The sequence below is a fragment of the Adlercreutzia sp. ZJ154 genome (assembly GCF_011039055.1).
Taxonomy (GTDB): Bacteria; Actinomycetota; Coriobacteriia; order Coriobacteriales; family Eggerthellaceae; genus Adlercreutzia_A.
This window is the reverse complement of the sequence record NZ_JAAKEF010000011.1, coordinates 1-20,464: the sequence shown is the minus strand read 5'-3', so window position 1 is coordinate 20,464 and position 20,464 is coordinate 1. Positions and strand designations below refer to the sequence as shown.

Below are 20,464 nucleotides of genomic sequence, written 5' to 3'. Positions count from 1 at the left end.
AGCGATTCATAATGAAGGGCATCCAACTTCAGTTGTCACACCAAAAGCAGCCACTTATTGTTAAGCTAAATAGTCACAATCAGGGCAAAGGATGCCCTTCACAATAACTATTAAACCTAACAATAATTACTGAGGAAACGTAAGAGACGTGCCCCGGCTGCTTATTGCTTTTGATGTGACGAGGTCACTATAACACGCCGTTTCATTTGCGGAAAGGCTTCCACATAAATTCAACAAACGCAATTTTTTGAGAAGTTTGAGAAACTTTGCAACTTAACCGCAACACTAAACGCAATATCCCAAACTAAGCGCAACGGGGGTGTGGATATAATCTGGACAGGCGCAATCTTAATCTGGACGGTTTTCTTTGTATTTACAAATCAGCCATGCTTACTTGATGCAGCGTTTTATTCAATTGCTAGGAAAACCCCTCACCTATGACGCTCCCCCTAAAACTTTACTGAATTCTGTTTCCCTAAAGCCTCTAAAATACTTGTCTTATTGGAGCGAGCGAAATCGCTAAGAATATATGACCTGATTCTCTCTTTTACAAGCACAGGTTCAATAAAACCACTCTTCACAAGACCAACAGTCCTGTTAATAATAGTTTTATTAGTGACCCCTAATCGCTTTGCAAGCTCAATAGGGGCAAATTCCCAAATATTCTCATTAAGAATAAAAACTAGGAGATCTTTTTCTTTCATGCGTAAATGGGAAAGACTCGCTTCCACGCCGTTTTCCGCAACTTCGTTTGAAATGTCGTTGATTTTTTTCGCATACAGCTCCATCATTCTTAAAAAATAACCAATCCATAATTCTGGATGAGGCGGATTATCTCTTCCGGAATAATAAAGCGCAGGTAGTCCCATTTGAAGAGAAGCATAGTATTCCTCGGGATCGTATGCGAAGTATTCTTCCAGTGAGCCTATACCCAAAAAACCGTATCCATAATAGTCAAGAATGTAGCCAGAAATCAATCGCGCCGTTCTTCCGTTACCGTCTTCAAAAGGATGAATAGTTACCAGTTGATAATGAACGATTGCAGCAATGATAAGCGGGTGATCGTCAGTAGTTTCAAGATACTCTTCTAATTCATTAAGTAATTTTGGAATATCGGAACTTTCGGGAGGAATATAGTCAGGGCTTCCCGTCCGCGTATCATAAACAGCAAAAAGCACTCCGAGAGGCATCTGCCCCCGCAGACCAATTTTTTCCTTTGGCGCGCCCTTCTCAACAATAGCCTGCACTGCCATGATGAAATCTACAGTAACTTTCTGTTTTTCGATTAATTTCTCTTCCAGAAAAGACAATGCGGCAAAATAGTTTCGAACCTCTTGTTCGGGCTTCAAAAAATGTTTATGTTCGTCATGTTCGATAGCATCATCTGCTTGCTGCTCAGAAAGAGGATTACCTTCTATTTTATTTGATGCATACGAGCTTTTCTTCTTTGAGTTTTTACGTAGTCTGTTCATGGTAGATGCTGGAAGTTTCATATTCGATACATGGAAACGATACTTTTCTATAGTAGTAATTTGTTTGAGAATACTATTTGAAAGGACAGCTTTAATCATTAGATTTCCTTTCCGCTTAGTTTCTCGCGAATTTACACTATATTTCACTATTATTACACTATTTTTCACTATGGACTGCCTAAAAAAGTGATGAGGTACTAAACGATTTAAAATGCCAGCTTTCTGCAAGATTTGCATTCATTAAAAGTTGCAACTATGGGGATTTGAGATGTCAATAGGTGTTGCAAACAGTTGGTTTTGTGCCGAGGTTTGTATGTCACTTGATATCGCATTTTTGATACACAGATATAAGGTTTGCAATCTAGTCTTGATTAGAAGATTTATAAGTCTTCTAGAGAAAGAAAAGACAAACATGGATGAGCAAGCTACTGTTTCTATTACTAATCAATTTATGTTTAATCGCGTAATGATTCAAAAAGATATATGCAAGGAATTCTTAGAGTGTGTATTAGGTAAGCAAATTGATGACCTAATCTATAAAAACGCAGAACAAGCAATAGAACCTAGACTAGACTTTAAGAGTGTTAGGTTAGATCTGTTTGCTAAAACAAAACATGAAGTCTTTGACATAGAACTACAAATTCAACAAAGAGCAGATATCGCTAGGAGATATAGATACTATCAAGCATCTATTGATACAGCTTCTCTTAACAAGGGTGATGAATATGAAGATCTACCCACAAGTTATATTATCTTCGTTTGTAATCACGACCCTTTCAAAGCAGGGCTTCCTGTATATACGATAGAGAGAGTATGTATTGAGAATAATAGTATTCCTATAAAAGATGATTCTCACTGGATTGCTCTTAACTGCAAAGACTATGCAAAGACAAAAGATAAGCATCTGCTCTCTTTTATGGAGTATGTCTCTACTGGTAAAATAGATAAACAAGACAAACTAGTTACATCTATTGCCAGCGTAGTAGACAAAGCCAATGAAGATAGAGGGTGGGTGAATAAGGTGTTTTCTGTAAGTACAATAGGGGAAGATTGGGAGCGAGAAGTACGTATAGCCCGCAAAGCTGCTCTAAAAGAGGGAGAAGAACGAGGTCTGGAACGTGGGCGAGCAGAAGCCGCACGCTACAATTCTCTTATTGAACACCTATTTGCCGCTGGACGCGAAGCTGACGTACTTAAAGCCTCTAAAGACCCAACTTATAGAGAGCAGCTTTTTACCGAGTTTGGCATTTAATACAAAGCTAAATACATTAAGCATCAATTCATAGATCCAAAAAAAGAAAATAATGCCCTTTATTGGCAGTTGTACCAACAAAGGGCATTTTAGTTAGGCATATACAAGTTCGGTCAATTGTCAGTAACCGGCAAACTATTGCAGCTCATTAACCGTTGTAGCTTTCCATCAGGGCTCGGAATGCAGGCATACTGCGCTCTATAGTGCTGCGCGCAATGCAATACGACAGGCGCACCCAACCTTTAACGCCAAAACTGTCAGACGGAACTAGCAAAAGCTCATAGTCTTTCGCGCGTTCAGAAAATGCTATCGCATCGGGCTCTAAAGCGCGAACCCATAAATAGAATGCGCCTTCTGGCTGCACATATTCGTAACCCAATTCGCTAAGCCCTTGTGTTAGCAGTTCTCTGTTGGCGGCATACGTAGCCACATCGCTTGGCGTGCCCAAGCATTTCGCTATAACGCGCTGCAACATAACGGGCGCACAAATGTAACCTAACGCCCTGCCCGCACCAGCCACAGCTGTGCTTATTGCTTGCGCATCGCCCATGCGGTCGCTAACGTAAATGTAACCTATGCGCTCGCCCGGCAGCGAAAGCGATTTGCTAAACGAATAACACACTATAGTGTCCACATACAGATTCGGAACATATGGTATATCGGCACCGTAAGTTATTTCTCTATAGGGCTCATCAGCCACAATGAATATACGCCGACCTAGCTCTTGTTCTTTAGCAGCTAACATCTTGGCAAGCGCTTGCAAGTTTTCGCGCGTATATACAGCGCCAACAGGATTATTCGGGCTATTAATTATTATGGCACTTGTACGCTCATTTATCGCCGCCTCTATTGCCGCTATATCGGGCTGGAAGCTGGGCACACTTGCGGGAATTTCCACGAGAGTACAATCTGCGGTGTGCGTCCACGTGCGATACTCCGGAAAATATGGCGCAATAGCTATAACCTCATCGCCCGGCTCGCAAATAGCCGAAAGCGTTATAGCAATGGCTGACGATGCCCCAGATGTAACATAGACATTGCCAGCAGTAGCCGAAATGCCAAATTCGCTTGTTATGTAGTCAGCAATGGCTTTTCGCACCGCTGGATCGCCGGGGCTGGGCGTATATTCATGCGCCACTACCGGGTCTTGTTGTAGTTGTTCAACAAATGCCTGATGCACGCATTCCGGCGCCGGCACACTGGGGTTGCCTATGCTGTAATCAAATACATTATCAGCACCGATTTCAGCTTTGCGCTTAAGCCCGTATGCAAATAATTCGCGAATTTTATTAGGTTCAGCACCTAAGTCGAACATTTTTTGATTAATCATAAATACAAATCCTCCGTTTGTGCCATATCCCCAAATAACACCAGCAGCAACCTGTCGCTGTGTCGCTGGCGGAATACTCAAATCTAATTGTACTCTCGCTTATAGCACGCAGAAACCACGCAAACGTGAAGAGTATAATTCCATGGCATAAATTGCAAAACAAGGAGAAAACATGGCTATTAAAGTAATGCTCGTAAATGGTGGTCCGCACAAAAACGGTACTACAAATCGCGCACTAGATGAAATAGAAAAAGCGCTTACGGAAGATGGCATTGAAGTAGGGCGCTTTTGGGTGGGCGCAAAACCCATAGCTGGATGCATCGGCTGCCAATACTGCGCAACGCACGAAGGCGAATGCACTTTCCACGATGTAGTAAATGAATTTAATCATATTGCAGCCGACTACGACGGGTTCATATTCGGAACACCGGTGCACTATGCCGCAGCATCGGGCGCAACAACCTCGTTTATGGACAGGTCGTTTTATTCGCAGGCGCTAGGCGGTGTAAACATTTATCCGTTCAAACCTGCAGCTTCAGTTGTTGTGGCGCGCCGCGGTGGTTGCTCGTCTACATTCGATCAGCTTAACAAGTACTACACCATCGTGCAGATGCCGATTATATCGTCATCCTATTGGAATATGGTTTACGGCAATAGTGCCGAAGATGCCGAGCAAGACGCCGAAGGCTTGCGCACAATGCGCGTGCTTGGGCACAACATGGCATATCACCTGAAGTGCCAAAAAGCCGGAGAAGCCGCAGGCATTCTGCCGCCCGCGCCTGAGCCTGCTGCACGCACAAACTTTATCCGCTAGTTATATCGGCGAAATCGGGAAGACGAAGTGAGAGCTGTAAAGTTCTGGTGATACGGAAGAGCGGAGTGAAGGCTGCGCAGCTTCTGAACGTAGCTCTTCCGTATCACCAGAATCTAAGTGGAGACTGCGCAGCTTCTGAACGTAGTCTCCCCGGTTTCGCGCATCAAACGCGCTATTTCGCGCCAATCCGTCAGTCCGTCAATTCCCTATTTCGTCTAAGTGCTTATGACTGTTCTCGTGCGACAAAATCATAGCCACCAGCGCTACAACAGCAACCACCACCATATACCATGCCGGTGCCAAATTAGACCCGGTTGCCGATATAAGCGCTGTGCCTATCATAGCCGCGGTGCCGCCAAATATAGCATTCGCCAAATTGAAGCTTAATGCAAAACCGGTGTAGCGCACATCGGTAGGAAATGTTTCGGTAAGATAGCTGGAAAGCGTTCCGTCGTTAATGGTTAGCACAAAGCACATAACCAGCTCTACCCCAAGAACTATTATGAATTGTGCCGTATTCAGCAACATAAACGCAGGAACCGTAAGTACGATAAAAAGCACACAGGCGCTAATAAGCATTTTCTTGCGCCCGAAGCGGTCGGATATTTTGCCCGATATGAATATGAATGCAATGTATGCCACAAGCGATATGGTAGTAGCCAGCTGCGATTCGTCGGCAGGCATGCCCACAGCCGTTTCCAAATATGTAGGCAGATATGTTAGAACTGCATAAAAACCAACTGCATTCAGCATGCAAGCGCCAAACGAGACAATAAGTTCGCGCAAATGGTTTTTACACAAATCGCGAATAGGATGCTGCCCTTCGCTATGAGTAGTCGCCAAATTTTCCTGCATTGACTGATATGTGGGCGAATCTTCAAGCCTAGTGCGAATGTAGTGCGCAATAAGTCCAAGCGGACCAGCCAATAAAAACGGAATGCGCCATCCCCACATATTTACAGCTTCTTCAGGCATAAATATAGTCATTATGGTTGCCAGAGTAGAACCCACAAGCAAGCCAACAGCAGTAGATGCCGGAACTAGCGAACAGTACAAGCCGCGTTTATCTTGCGGAGCGTATTCAGCCAAAAACGTTGCCGCACCGGCATATTCTCCTGCAGCTGAAAAGCCCTGCACCATGCGCAGAAGCAACAACAGCAGCGGCGCACCTAAACCTATCATTGCATAGGTTGGCAAACAGCCGATAAGAAATGTTGCGCCAGACATAAGGAATATACTTACGGAAAGCGCCCATTTGCGACCTTTTTTATCGCCCAAGCTGCCCCAAAATAGTGCACCAACAGGGCGCATAATGAACGACACCGCAAACACCGCAAATGTACTAATAAGCGCTGCAGTCGGGTCTTCCGAAGCGAAAAACACCGCGGCTATTACAGTTGCAAAATAGGAATACGACGCATAGTCAAACCACTCAATAAAATTACCCAAAAACGATGAAACCGCAACGCGCCTTATAGTTGCGCCATTATCTAAATTGGGATCCAATGCAGCAGTATCTGCAGTAGCATCTGCCATGATCTCCCCTTCTCTTCTTCGGGCTAAAGGCTTGCCCGGAGGAAATGATACGCCAAAACCACTTCTTCTACGCGCATCTTTATATGCTTGAAACCTATAACGCGTGCGAACGGGGCATATCTACTAGCGCTTCACTTTATACACCATATAAATTGCGGGCACCCATACGAGCGCCCGCAATTCACAATAACTGTTAAAACTGGCAGAATTTACGCATGTTTGCCATAACTTTTACGCCGGCGACCGCGCCCGTTAGTTAGCAGAGCCACGCCTAGTGCCGCGCACGCAACACCAGTTAGCACCAAAATACCGGGAACGGTTAAATCGCCAGTTTGCGCCAAAGACGTTAAGTGGCGAAGCGCCTTAGCAGGAGCACTATTTGACCCCGCCGGAGCCAAAGCCGAGAAATTAGCCACCACGGTGCAATCCGATTCCACTGTTAAAACAAACGAAGTAGGAGTAGTGGGTTTCAGCGTCTGTGTTTGTCCTTTACTTGTCAGAGTAATGCTATCGGCTTGCCATTGCGAAGACTCTGGAGTAAGCGTAAATTCAACCCTAGTACCAGCAGCATATGTATGCTTACCAGATGGCGTTATGCTGCCGTGCCCAGAAGACGAAGCGTCAACAACACATTCGACCCCGGGAGTTGGCGGGTTAATAATAGGATCGTCTTTCTTTTCGTTAAACGATGCAATTATGCGACCACCCGACGCGCCTACCGTGAACGAATGCACCTCGGTTGCACGTGCCTCGGCATCAACGCCGCGCGCTTCAGAATTATCCAGCGCCATCATCTGCGGTGCTTCGGCAACTCCATCGTAGCTAATCATGTACCCTTCCGTGCGGAAACCATCAAACGTATAACCTTCGTCGGCCCGTTCAGTTAGCAATAGTTTTTCTCCTGCCGGCACGCTAAGTGTAGCGCTAACTTCGCGCCCATCGCGTGCAACTGTGCCGCCCTCACCAACAGTTACATCTACCGTAAATTCATCCACTACAAAAATACCGCGCACCCACAGGTTTTGAGATATACCCGACAGCACAAGACAATTTCCCATACTGCGCAATTCGTCAAGCGTGTAGGTTTTTACCACGTTTCCGTTGGCAGAACCGCTGCGCACTTCGGCACCCGTAAGCATATACCCATCGTTTGCGCGGAATGTAAATGCTTGGCTTGCAAGTTTGTCGCCCTGAACGCTTATGCTAGACGGACGCACGCTGCCGCCTGCATCGCTAACGCCAACCACAGTGTAGAAGTTACCGGGTGTTTGCGGGTCTTGCCAAGTGGCATTACTGGGACTAGCTGCACCACCCTGCGCAAACGTTACCTCTAAGCTGGTGAAATTGCTATCAACATTCGGATATGTATAACTTTGGGCAAATTTATCTATAAACACCTTAGTGCCATTTACCTTCAGTTCAGCAATATATGCTTTGTCGTTGTCGTAGGTAAACGTGAATGTCTGCGGCTTATCAATTATCGCATCAAAGACTCCCTCACCGGGGCTTACCGCACCACCTTGCCCGTTCACTATTATTTCCACAGGAGTAGTATTTGCCAAAACCGGTCTGGTCTTAAACACAACATAAACAGCCGCTAAATCGCTAGTTGTATACTTGCCGTCTAATACAAAAGCGCCGTCATTCACATTGTTATCTTGCAGAATTTTGCGACTTCCATCGTTATAATGCAGCGAAATATACGAGATGGTTTTACCCTCGTCGGGTTGCAAATTCATAGGAATATCGCTTCCCACCGGAACACGCATTGGACTAGCTGCACCCAACACACTGCCACCGGTTACAAATAAGCTAGCATTTGTTAGTTCACCCTGAGTGCCAAGTGCGTTGTCTTCCTTGTTGCCTATTGGCTCTACAGTAGGAATAAGCTCCACACTTGTAGCGTCTACATATTGCAACCCAGTTTTATAGTAGCGAATGCTCTGCTCATTGGTCGCCGCTTTACTTTGCGCCTGTGCACCTAAAGTCGCGCCAACGTTTTCAGCACTACGAACATTATTCACCAAGCCACCAGACCTCATACTCTTTAAGTTGGCTATATTGTTCATAAATTCGCCGTGACTTATCTGCTCGAAATCTAGGTCTATCAGATTAGAGCCACCATCTAAACTTGCCTGCAACCGAGTTACAACATAACCCGCCGCCGGATAGAACAAGAATATGTTCTCATCGGCTGTGTAGTAAGGAACGGTGGTGTTTTCAGGCCATGCCGACACATTCTTAGTAGAAACCTGCACCCACACAGGCACTTCTTTAGGCGCTATAGGCGCAAACGACACTACTAAATTGTTGCTGCCGTCGCTAAGAGTGTTGTAGTTTACGAAGAATACATTGCCCGGCTTGGTTGTAATTGATGCGCCATTTAGCGTAATGCCTTGCACCTTATATCCATTTGCAGGCTCGGCGCTTATCTGCAGAAAATCGCCTTCAGCCACTTGAGCCGTACCACTTGCAGGCTGAATTATCCTACCCATACTTTCGCATCCGCTGGCTATGCTTACGGTTGCGCTGCGCAATTTCGCTGCCGGGGCATCTGCGCTGCGCTTGTCAAATACAGCATGCACGCCCACTATGCGGTCAGTAACTACCAGCGAATAGCTGTATTGATTCTTAGCCGGAATGGTTTGCACTTCAGTTGTGCCATCGTCGCCCAAATAGGTAATTTGTATTTCTTTCATCATATCGCTTGTGGCATTTTCGGGCACAAACGTCAGATTCAGCGTCTCGCCAATTGTGGCATTATATTTGCCTGAGGGCGATATGGTGCCACCGTTAGTACTAGATAGATTTATTTCCACCTTAGTAGATTTTACAGGCTCAAACATCACCTTCACATCTACCGCAGCACTACCAGATGAAAGCTCTGCAATTAGGCTGCCGCTAATATTGATGGTACTGCCGCTCATTTGCTGCGTTATATCGCGGCTACCTACAAGTACCTGCCCTACTTTGTAACCCGCATTCGGCGTTGCAGTTATCGTTATAGAACTATCTGCGCCCACAAACTGATTTCCAGAAGGCGACACGCTTCCACCTTCGCTACCTTTAATAGTTACAGGATAGCTAACCGGCGGCTTTGAGTTGCCATCTTCCTTAAACGCACACTCAATCCAAGTTTCAGCTGTAATTTTCATAGTGTGCGAAAACGCGCTATCCAACGATAAATTCGCTATAACATTGCCATTGGCATCTACTTGACGCATGAAATCGGCGGTGTATCCTTCATCGGGCTTCATGGTGAAAGTTTGCTCTTTACCAGCTGCTATAAGCGAACTACCCGAAGGGCTTATAGTGCCGCCAGCGCCCAACACCTGTGTGTGTACACTTACGCGCGTATCGTCTGGCACAAACCGCACAACCACAGCATGTACATCACCGGTACCCGTAAACGGCAACTGCAAAGTAGCACCATAAACGCTACCCGAAAGCACGCTGTTAGCTCCAGAAAGCGCCTGTTCGCGCCCGTCAATTAATACTGCGCCAATAACAAACCCGCTATTCGGACTTACAGTTACTTGCGCTGGCTGCTTAGCGCTAGCGTAAACATTTCCGCTGTTGCTTAGCGTGCCGCCATTAACACCGCCCTGCGTAACGGCCTCAAGTGTATACTTCGTCAGATTATTGTTCGGCGCAGCTGCGAACACCGCATGAATGCTATGTGATTGTTGCACGTTGCCGAATACATATTCTCCAACTGAATTCAGTTCTATGCCAACAGGATTACCATCTACTATCAATTGGCTAAGTTGCATGCCTGCACCGGGCTGGAATGTGAAAGCCTGATTGCCATTTTCTGCCACTTGCACACGATTCTTACCAGTGGCATCAGGCGTACCAGCAGGATCTATGCTGCCGTCACCCTCGCTAGACACCCATATATCGAAGTATTCTTTCTGATCGGTCGGATCGCTGTAATCAGACTGTTTGAATTCTATAAGAATTTCTTGGTCGCTTGTTATGCCCATTATGGTATGCGTTTCGCCCACCTGCGTGCGCACACCATTAACGGTCATGTACGTAACATAGCCCGTGCCCGGCTTAAAAGTAAACGACAAGCTGCCACCATAATTCACAAGTTTGCCCTGAGACGTGAAAATGTCATCGCCAGATGCAGGATTTAGCATCCAAGCTTGCTGATCGGTCGACGTACCCGCTGCAAAAGACACCTTCGCAGTAAGCTTTTCACCGGTATGGTCTTCGCTAAAGAAAGCAGTAACAGTGTCGTAGCCTTGCGTTATTAGTGCGCGACCCAACATGTAGGTATAAGCAGCGCCGTTTGCGCTTTGAGCATTTAGTTGTACATCGCCGCCTGTCCAAGTAAGCACCGGCAAAGATGAATTTGCGCCAGAAGACACAGCAACGTTTGCCAACTTGCTCTTCTGACCTTGCGTTCCATCTTCGGGTGTTATAGTGAACAACACTCCGGCATCTGCGCTGTTAGAGGTATAAGTTGCATTTGCTGGATTTATGGTACCTGTACCGCTGAAATTGGCAGTAGTTTCCACCTTGCCACGCAGCTGATACGTTATAGGTGCAGGCGGTTTTGGTGAAGATGCGCGCGTAAACGTTACCGTTATGGCACCGTTTTCAGCCTTCACTTTGTCGGCTGGAATTGAATAGGTGCCATTTGTGGGGTTCAAGATATCGGCACCACACTTCACAACAACCGAATAGCTGTAATAGTTATTACTGTCTTCGTCGCTAGCCTTAGGCGTAGCCGTAAAATCTATAGTGGAAGTGGTAAATTCCACCGTGCGCTCTTGAAGCGACGATGCGCTGGTCAAACTTTTGCCCTGTACTGCCACGGTTCCATAAGAGCTATCGCCTTCTATTGTGAATATAGCTGTAACCGGGTTTTCTATGGGCTTATCGCCCTTGTCTTTAAACTCAATTTCAATTTTGGCACTGGCATCTTCAAGTGCGCTGCCAGCTATAGTAAAGCTGTTGTTCGCACCTGCCACAACACCATCGGTAGCACCATTTACTTTAACAATAGCCTCGTAGCCGTTATTGGGCGCCGCAGTTATAACAACGTCTCGATCATGCAAATACGTAACCGTGCCATTTGCGCCCGATGAATCCATAGTAACGCCAGTTCCAGAAACAGTGCCATTTGCGCCACCCGTTACCACTATGTCGCGCGTCTGCTGTACAAGCCTAAAATCAGCCTGAACATCAACGTCTGCCAAAACATCGGTAATTATGTAGCTGCCGGCAGCAGTCATGCTTGGTGTAACAGCCACACCATCAACCGTTAGCTTCGCCAAATAATACGTATTTTGATTGCCTTCTATGCTTATTATTTTCGATCCGCCATGCACAACGGTAGAAGATGCTGGTCCCACGCTTACGCCCGCATCCGTTGCTGTAGTCTGGGGAATGTAATTATTTGTAACAGTAACCGTGTGGTTCGGATAAGTAATTTGCGTGCCATACCTAAAATGCGCCACCACAGAGGTAGTGTTATTTATTCCCGTTAAGGTAAGTGTGTCGCCAACAACATTTGCGCGTTGCTTGCCGGTGCCGTTCAGGTCAACCTCGACGTAGTCGAGCACGCTGCCGCTAACTCCATTAAATTGGAAAGTGGCAACACCCGACAGCGTGGAATACACCCCTTTAGGATTGCTTTCCGTATTCGTAGAATCTGCCGTCTGGGACATTTCGCCAGAAATAACCGTCACGGTACCTGTAGCGTCTTCTTCGCCTGCTCCAACTGAAACATTAATCAGCTTACCCTGCGCTGCGGTTGTTGCTTTGAAGTACGCCGCTATAGTGTATTCATTGCCCAAGGTAGGAACTGTGAAATCGAGGTAATTCAAACCGGGAAGCGCTTGTAAGCCGCTGCCTTGCTGCGCAGCAGGTGCGTAAGATTCAATAACCGAACCAGCCGTGCCCTGTAAAACATCGACGCGAGCCAGCTCGTAGCCGCTGAACGGCAAAAACGTATACTGAACTTTGGTGCCCGGCGCATAGTTTATTTTGCCAGACGGAGTAACTTTGCCGCCCACATCTGGGAAGTTGTATCCAGCGCTGGAATCTACCTTTGTTGCCGCTATAGCCGATACGGCTACTTTCTTTTCGCTTGCAACAGAAACGGCAAAAACGCCCACACCTGCGCTTAGCGTGTTCGCATCGGTTATAACTACACTTCCGTTGTCCAGATCGAACGAATTTACAGGCACAACAGAGGTGTTACCCCCATTTTGCACAATATGCCAAACGCGTATTTTGTCTTTCTGCGCGCTGGTGTTCGCCAGAATGCGTACTTCGTTTATAGTTGATATTGCCTGCGGAGCTTTGTCGTCTACCGCCAACTGATTTGTTATTGCTAGGTCTAACGCGGTGGTTATTTCATCTCCATCCGCTGTATTTAGAAGCTCATTATATATAGTTGCGTTGCCACCATTTTGGGAAGGGATAATGTCGGTTGCTTTCAATGTAGCGCCACCACGATACGTCCAAGCACTTACGCTGGCATTGCTTCCTGCATCTGTCATTTTTTGGAATTCGAAAGTTGCGCCGCAAACCACAGTTTGGGAATTTGATGTAACAGCGTAGCCCGTGCTGTCCTTCGCGACTAAGTAGAAATTATACGTAGGTGCTGCAGACGCATTCCCAAAATCAAGTATATCTTTTACAGTTTTGCCGCTAGCGTCTTTTACGTTTGCGTCGTTTAGCCAAAGTGCAACGCTAGCATTTTTACTAGCATCGGCTGTTGCGGCAAATTCCGTACTTTCAAAAATGGCAGTTTGTGCTTGTACGCCGCCATTCATTTCATAAACTACCCACTTGTAGGTGTATTCATTATTGCTGTTCGGAACACCACTCGTAAGCTGGGCGTTTATGGTGTAATCAGCCTTGTGCGCATCTTGCTCTAGCAGCGGTTCACTCTCTATTTGAACAGGAGCCGCATTCGTTATAGTAGCCTTGAAATTACTGATTACTTTAACGCTTACGGTTGTAGATACCTGATCGCCGCCAGCGCTAAGTTGGCTGCTTTCTGTACTTACACCAGAGCCGTTTTCCTCCCAATTCATTCCATCGGTAGCACGGCTTTCCTGTTTCTCGCCGGTGTCTATGTTGCGTATCGCCCCATCTGTCTGCGCTAATGCCGACGCGGGATTCAATCCCAGCACCATACAAACAGCCAGCACTACTGCTAGCGCTCGTTTCAGCTGTTTTCCCATTGCACTTCCCATAGTGAACCCTTTTCCCTTTACTTATTTGCACTCTTGCACTCGCAACTTAATAAATGCTGCACGTAAAGCATTTCTTTGTTTCTTTGTTGAAAATGTTTCATGTGAAACATTTAGTTAAGTACTTCTATATCTATCTTTGCTGCTGCTTGACCTACTAGCTCTTCTGTATCTTTGTCATATGCTGAAAATGTAGCTGTACAGGCATAGCTTCCTTTTGGAAGCGCCACATCTAGTGTGTCTGATTGGATGTGATAGTTTGGCTCTATCATGTCTGTTTCGTATATCTTTTCCCCTGTGTCATCTCGCGTTATTTCTACGCGCATCAGATAGTTGTTGGCAGGTACGTTTTCTATACGCAACTCGCCGGGTGCGGTGCCGTTTTCAAACTCTACATAAGAGGCAATAGATATGTTGAACATGCCCTCTTCAACCACACGGTCTAGTTCTGCTTGTATCTCTTCTGGAGTTTTGCCTTCTAGCTGACCAAGATCGCCTTGACGGGCGCTTTTGCTTGGACCGTTACACAGGGTAAAAGCAAGCAAAATTGCCGCAACAATAGCCACAATGGCTATAACGATTGCTACCCAGAAGCGCGCTTTATGTTTACGTTTAGACGCCGGCACAGACTGAGACGTAGCAGGCTGTACGTACCCTCCCTGAGACTGCATGTTAGACTGCGTGGGCATTTGGGGTGCCACAGGCGGCACCCCAGACCCCATCCCATAACCGCGCACCCTATTTCCCGCACAATTTTGTTGCAGGTTGTTCTGGTCAAAATTAGCCTTTTGGTTATTTCGAAATGCATCAGTCATAGGATTTCCTTATTAGTACAGTTACGCAGTTTCGCGACTTACAGAGAGGTTGCAGCTTAAGACACCGCGCCAGCAGAAACGGTATAGGAAATGGTAAAAATTTGCTGACCTGTCTTAAGACCATCGGCAATACTGTTTAGCTTAGTGCTATTGCCAGCCATTTCTAGACCCATTATGCATGGAAGAGCTTGATCGGCAGGCTTAGCCTTAACCATCCAATCAACATCGGTGCCATCTGTATCAACTACTAAATCAATAGCAGTGTTGTCAGTAGTCTTTTTCTGATTGCCTTCATTTTTGCCAGCAACCTTATCAGCTTCATCAGCTGATGCCGACTTTGCATCACTAGGCTTCAAACTCATTGCCAAGTCACCTACAGCGCCTGTAGGATTTACAGTCGCAATAGTAGAGCCATCCGTAGAGGCAGGCTTTAGAGTCCATCCAGTCGCATTAGCATCCATGGCAACTTTTACATTAGTTACAGCAACAGGAAAACTAGAATTATTCTCAATACGATAACCGGTGGCTTTATAAGCACCATCAACTTCGTTCTTGCCACCAACTGACGGACAAGACACAAAGCCACCTGCAGAATCGGCAACTACAACAACATTTAACGGAACTGCTACATCAATATTGGTAATTTCAGCCTTTAGTTTAACGTTAGTCGTTATACCAGCCTTGGTCGCATTGTTGTACTTCGACATGTCCGAACCCTCAATGTCGCCACCAGTTACGGCAGCGAATGCAGGCATAACGGTTCCTACCGCTAGTGCTGCGCTAAGCGCTACTGCACCAAAAATCTTACTTGTCTTTTTCATGGCTTTTCCTCCTTTATTGTTTAAGCCATCTGTCCACTGCTTGCGCGGTCCTCAAATGCCCTTTCCCAATAGGCTCGGACCATGTTCCGTTTGTCTACTAACATTCGGAACAAACCGACATTGCGGTCTATTCACTCCACCCGTTAAGGCGGGGTGGCGGAATGCTCAGCTGCTCTGCGGTCCTCGCTCGAAAGAAATGTTCACAGAACATTTCTTTCGCTGTGGAACTCGCTTTGTGAGCACACCGCCGCACCGCCTTAGCTGCTCGAATACATTTCTCACTCCTTTCTAATTCAGCACGTTTATCGTTATCTTGGCAGCAGCTTTTCCTACCTCTTCGTAGGTCTGTTCGTCTAATGCTGTAAATGTGGCTGTAGCCTCATGTGCCCCAGCATCTAAGTCTTTCGCAAGCGCAATGTTTTCGATGTATTGGTCGGGCTTTAGTACTCCAGACTCATACAAAACATCGCCCGTATCGTCTTCTGTAATGGTTACTTTCATCAGGTAGTGATTGCCGGGCACGTTTTCAATGTATGCAGTACCAGAAGACGTACCGTCTTCAAACTGAATTACAGACGCAATTGATATGTTGAACATGCCTTCTTCAACTGTACGGTCAAGTTCTGCCTGCATTTCTTCTTGAGACTTATAAGGCGCTTGCCCAGTTTGCGCATTAGGATCAAATAAGCTGTTGCCGTTACATGCAAATAGCCAAACTAAAAGCCATATAGCCAAAGCCACAACAACAATGCCCACAACCAAAAGGATTGTTTTCTTTTTACTGCTATGGTTAGCGCTATTTTTGCGACCATTGTTGCTGCCGTTGCCGCCTACGTTTGCGGAACTCGAGGTTTGTGTTTGCGGCGGCACTTGCGTTTGCGCTTGCGTCCTAGTAGGTCGTGACGAACTATTTGCACCAAAACGCGAAGACGACGCACTGGGTCTTTGCACGCGATTCGCATCTGCCCCGTCTACTCGCCTTACCTTCGGTCTTTGCTGGTTGTTCAGGTTCTCGTTTGCCATCAATCTATTCCTAATCGTCGTCTTATAAAACCCAAGACAACCGAATAGAAATAAAATAACCAACCCTGATATACTGCAATTAAGTCAAGCGTCCGACTGGAATGCATCGTTTATACTCAGGCGCTTTCTTACGCCTAAACTACATAGTTTTACAGGCAAAACTTTCTTGCTAAATAATAAAAAACATGATAGTCTTTTGCCTGTAAGAAGCCTGGCGCCGAGGTCACAGAGCCTCACATGCGAGGCTTTTTTCATGCCTATTTCAGCGGAAACACTGACATAAAGTACTTCTGATTCTTTGAATTGCGCTTTATTTGAACCGCAAAGTTAACCCCATCAGAAGATGTGCCAAAAAATCTAAAGTATTTGTTTCCTGAATCGTGAATAGATTCCGGAGCGCATGTAGTTTTTCTTATCAGTTCTATTGCGCAAGGGTACAACATTAGGCGTCTCTGGCGTTCTGCACTGTTTTTCTGCTTCAAATGCGCCCAAAATAGATCTAAAAATACTTTATCTCCACCAAAATATCGTGAACGTACATAAGCCATCCTACGGTTTGATTTCACAATACTGTTATAGACAGCACGAGCTTTACGAAACAAATCACTTGTTCCGCTAGCTTTCAAACACGCAGCAGATGTCTTATAGAAATTTGGCATGCATGCAAGTATAGTGCATTTATCATGCAATAGGAAAGATTCATTATTCTATTCGGTTGTCAAGGTGCGGTGGTGCCGTTTTGCCATTTGCATGGCATATTGCATACGTCGGGAATTAGTGGCTGCGTTTTGCTGTGGTGCAGCCACGTAATTCCTGAAACGTGTGGTTTATAAATTCGCTAAAGCTGATTGAGCACTTGCAACTTTCTTTGCAGCAGAAGTGCTGCTATCGAATGTCCAAATGTCGTTATCGGTTGGTGCACTACCACCTGTACCGCCGGTAGCAACATTGACTAAATCAATCGTCCAAGTAACCTCAGCCACATTGTCAGCCGTTATGCCCGTATCGGGATGTGCAGCTAGCTCATTCATAACAGCTTGAACTGCAGCACCGTTAAGCTTCATGGTCATGTTGCCGGAAAGTGGCGGATGATTGGAATCGCTAGTCGCTGCTCCTACTACTTGCTGGAAAGTAGTATCGCCGCCATCTAGGCTAAATTCGCTTCCAACAAATCCAAGCGTCACACCATTTACAGCACTACCAAACACTGAAGACGCATCCGTGCCTGCAGCCGATTGTGCACCCACCTTAATTTGCAAAGGAGTTCCGTTATTGACACTTATAGTTTCTTCTGATGAAACAGGTGTATCTGACTGCGGCGCACTTAGATCAAATGTAGCCACGCTGTTGTCAGGTACTTCCACACTGTAAACTGCAGTCCATCCAGCATACAGATTAATGTTGCGAACACCATTCTTGTCTGCTGCAACATCAGACGCATCCCCTGCTGCAGTTTGCACTAGTGCCCGCAGCTTAGTATTGTCAAGAGTTGCGCCAGCATTATGCACAAGCGGCGAACCCGTTATGTTATCTATACGCCAGTCGCGCAAGGTAAAGCCATACATCTTAGCACTATCAGCCACATCACCTGCTGCCGGCAAGATTAAGCTGCTATCGTCCACACTAAACGTCTTATCCGCTATGCCTAAATCTCCGCTTCCATCAGCATATTTAGCAAAATTAAGCGTATAAATGTTGGGCGTAGATGCAGCATATACCGTAGCCACTCTGTCATTTGCATTTCCAGATGCAGCATTCGGGAACAGCTTGTCAAAAGTGCTGTTATCGCCAAGCGATACATCAGCCACACTCTCATAATTGTTGGACGCATTCTTAGCATCCCAGCCGCTAAGCGTATATCCCGTGTTGGCTACAGCTTGCTTAAATGCCACTTTTTGGTCTTTGTTTGTACCGAAATCATCAACTATGAACGTTGTTATATAGTTGCTATCCACATCGGTTAGCTGCGTAGCCACACGACCAGTTTCGTTATCTTTTTCGGCATAACGCACGGTGTAGGTGTTCTTATTCCATACCGGATGAAGCGTTAAGCTGTCCTGCAGTACAGGTGTATCTGTAGTCGCATATTCGGCAGAGCTGTCTGCCCAAGCTTTAAACGACACCCACTTATTACCTTCATCTGTAAGTGTCATGCTGCCGCCCATGTCTCCAAGTGCAGCCGGCACAGCAGTATTCCATGCCACATGCTTTATGCTGTCCTTTGTACCTTGCGAATATCCATCCGCATTGTTAACAAATTCCACTTTCAAAAGCACGTTATAGTAAACATCTATCTTGGCATTTTTGTCAGCAGTTAGTGTTGCTTGCGTACTAACCGAGCTGCCTCCATGGTTTGCATCTAGCAAATACACATACTTTTCAACGTGATTGTTATAAGCCGCCGCGTCATATTCGCGACCATCTTTCTTGCTAATCTTTTCTTTGTAGTAATCTTTTAGTGCGTTGTCAGTTACTGTTGTGCTGCCGTGCTGCACCGTGCCAGCTTTTATGTCCACCACATCGCCTGTTGTAAGGCTAGAACCGCCTACCTGCGCTATGGTTTCTGTAGTGGTAACACTGTCATAGTCCCCCGTTGCTGGGTCTTGCCAGTGATAAACCACCGTAAGTTGATTATCTCCTGCTACCCACTTGGCGTACATTACCATAGCCGTGCCATCACCATAGGCTTTCACCGCATCGCTCATCTTTGTGTAGTTTACGGTGTTAGTGTCGCCCGCAGCTTTCAGCCAGCCACTAAATACGTGCCCCACCTTACTAAAACCAACTTGCTCAGCTGTGGGCAACGTTATATTGGCTGTGTACTTCACATTATTAATGAAAGTGCTGTTCGCTGTACCCTGCCCACCATTCGGATCAAACGTTATGGTGTAGGTCTTGGGAGTCCATTTACCGCTAAGCACTATTGTTGTAGCCGATCCATTGCCTATCAGTTCTTTGAAAGTTGCCGTGTTTAAAGTGGTGTTTACAGCGTAAGTCTCATTTGCATTGCCACCGGTAAAACCACCGAATGTGTAGCCCATAAGACTAGGCTCTGCAGTATAGAGCTTCGCTGGTGTAGCCGTCGCAGCTTCTTCTATGTTTGTAGATACAGACGCTGTTTGGCTAGGTGTGTCAATCAGTACTGCGCCATCAACATCTTGGCTATTCGTGAAACTGAACGTGTATGTAACCAAATCCCAGTTAGCCGTAATATCTATGGTTGCCCCATTCGCAGGGAAACTGTTTGCGGGCAATATGTTGGATATGCGTGTACTACCAGTTGATACCTGTGTGCCGTTTGGTCCGGTGTAGTTTTTGAAACTGTAGCCTAAGTTCGTCGGGTTTGCAGCACTTATATTTATAGGTGCGGAAGCATACGCAACGTTAGCTATGTCTGCCGGAAGCCCTGTTGCACCTGCCTTGGCGCTGATGAAGTGTAATTTATACTTGTTTTCAGCCCACTGCGCATTAAGCACTATGGTGTTATTGGCACCCACATTGCCGTTGGAAACAAGGTCTTCTACATTAACTGTATTTGTATATGTATTTGCCGCAGTACCAGTAGTTGCAGGCTTCCAACCAGATAATGCATAGCCTTGACGCTGACGCACGTTTGTATCTGTGCTCTTAGGTAATGTGATAGCTGCGCTCTCTACAGTAACCGTCTTATCTGCAGGCCATGATGTGCTATTGAACACACCCGATGCTCCATCAGCGAAATGTAGGGTGTAGTTAATTGGAGCAACAATTGCCGTGCATTCTAGATTGCCCCATGTTCCAGTTTTTATTGTAGTATTATCCCCAGATTGATCTATTAATACGGAGCCTTGTCCAACAACAGTAACATTCCAACCAGTATATTTATATCCCAGCTTAGTTGGATTAACTAAAACGAAATCCTCATCACCTGCTTTATAGCTTGTACGTTGTCCAGTAAGTTCAGCCCCATCATATCCTTTATAGGTTATTGTGTATTGTCTGCTGGTCCACTTAATGTAGATATCCTTTGAATAGTTGGGGTTAAATATGTTGCTTGTAGATTCGTGGGTATAGTCACTCTTAACTGCAGGTATCGTAAAGTCTTTGTCTAGGTAAAAGCCATCAAACGTATATCCATCTACACTAGGAGCGTATATGTCGTAGAAGTTACTCGTTCCGGGACGCACAGCCTGTATCCACTTGCT

The 20,464-nt window shown here is 46.0% G+C and carries 10 protein-coding genes; 2 read left to right on the top strand and 8 right to left on the bottom strand.

Translation table 11 applies throughout. The features are described from left to right. Positions 1-449: 449 nt before the first annotated feature. Positions 450-1,571, bottom strand: a complete 1,122-nt coding sequence (locus G7Y37_RS05635; protein ID WP_165062500.1) for a Fic family protein — start codon at positions 1,569-1,571, stop codon at positions 450-452. A 313-nt stretch (positions 1,572-1,884) separates the two neighbouring features. Between G7Y37_RS05635 and G7Y37_RS05630 the strand changes: the two genes are divergently transcribed. Next, entirely contained in the window at positions 1,885-2,724 is an 840-nt protein-coding gene (locus tag G7Y37_RS05630; protein WP_165062499.1) for an Rpn family recombination-promoting nuclease/putative transposase, read from the top strand. Between the two features lie 148 nt (positions 2,725-2,872). Here G7Y37_RS05630 and G7Y37_RS05625 read toward each other — a convergent pair whose 3' ends face one another. Beyond that, positions 2,873-4,054 carry a pyridoxal phosphate-dependent aminotransferase gene (locus G7Y37_RS05625; RefSeq protein ID WP_165062498.1) on the bottom strand — a complete coding sequence of 394 codons (1,182 nt, stop codon included), beginning with the start codon at positions 4,052-4,054 and terminating at the stop codon, positions 2,873-2,875. A gap of 172 nt (positions 4,055-4,226) precedes the next feature. On the opposite strand from G7Y37_RS05625, the gene G7Y37_RS05620 reads away from it, so the two are divergent. Continuing rightward, positions 4,227-4,868 carry a flavodoxin family protein gene (locus G7Y37_RS05620; RefSeq protein ID WP_241156031.1) on the top strand — a complete coding sequence of 214 codons (642 nt, stop codon included), beginning with the start codon at positions 4,227-4,229 and terminating at the stop codon, positions 4,866-4,868. A 198-nt stretch (positions 4,869-5,066) separates the two neighbouring features. Here the strand turns inward: G7Y37_RS05620 and G7Y37_RS05615 are convergent, their stop codons facing one another. The 6 genes from G7Y37_RS05615 to G7Y37_RS05590 form a co-directional block, all read right to left on the bottom strand. Next, a complete protein-coding gene (locus tag G7Y37_RS05615) occupies positions 5,067-6,404 on the bottom strand; it encodes an MFS transporter (RefSeq protein ID WP_165062497.1) in 1,338 nt (445 codons plus the stop codon). Positions 6,405-6,613: 209 nt separating this feature from the next. Then, complete coding sequence (locus G7Y37_RS05610; RefSeq protein WP_165062496.1) at positions 6,614-13,624, bottom strand: hypothetical protein; 7,011 nt, start codon at positions 13,622-13,624, stop codon at positions 6,614-6,616. Positions 13,625-13,734: 110 nt separating this feature from the next. Further along, positions 13,735-14,436 (bottom strand): hypothetical protein, encoded by a 702-nt coding sequence (locus tag G7Y37_RS05605; RefSeq protein ID WP_165062495.1) that lies wholly within the window; start codon positions 14,434-14,436, stop codon positions 13,735-13,737. A 56-nt stretch (positions 14,437-14,492) separates the two neighbouring features. Continuing rightward, positions 14,493-15,257: a hypothetical protein gene (locus G7Y37_RS05600; RefSeq protein WP_165062494.1), complete on the bottom strand. Its 765-nt coding sequence runs from the start codon at positions 15,255-15,257 to the stop codon at positions 14,493-14,495. 288 nt (positions 15,258-15,545) lie between these two features. After that, positions 15,546-16,280 carry a hypothetical protein gene (locus G7Y37_RS05595; RefSeq protein ID WP_165062493.1) on the bottom strand — a complete coding sequence of 245 codons (735 nt, stop codon included), beginning with the start codon at positions 16,278-16,280 and terminating at the stop codon, positions 15,546-15,548. Positions 16,281-17,107: 827 nt separating this feature from the next. Further along, on the bottom strand, positions 17,108-20,464 hold a 3,357-nt coding region (locus G7Y37_RS05590; RefSeq protein ID WP_165062492.1), incomplete at its 5' end, for an InlB B-repeat-containing protein.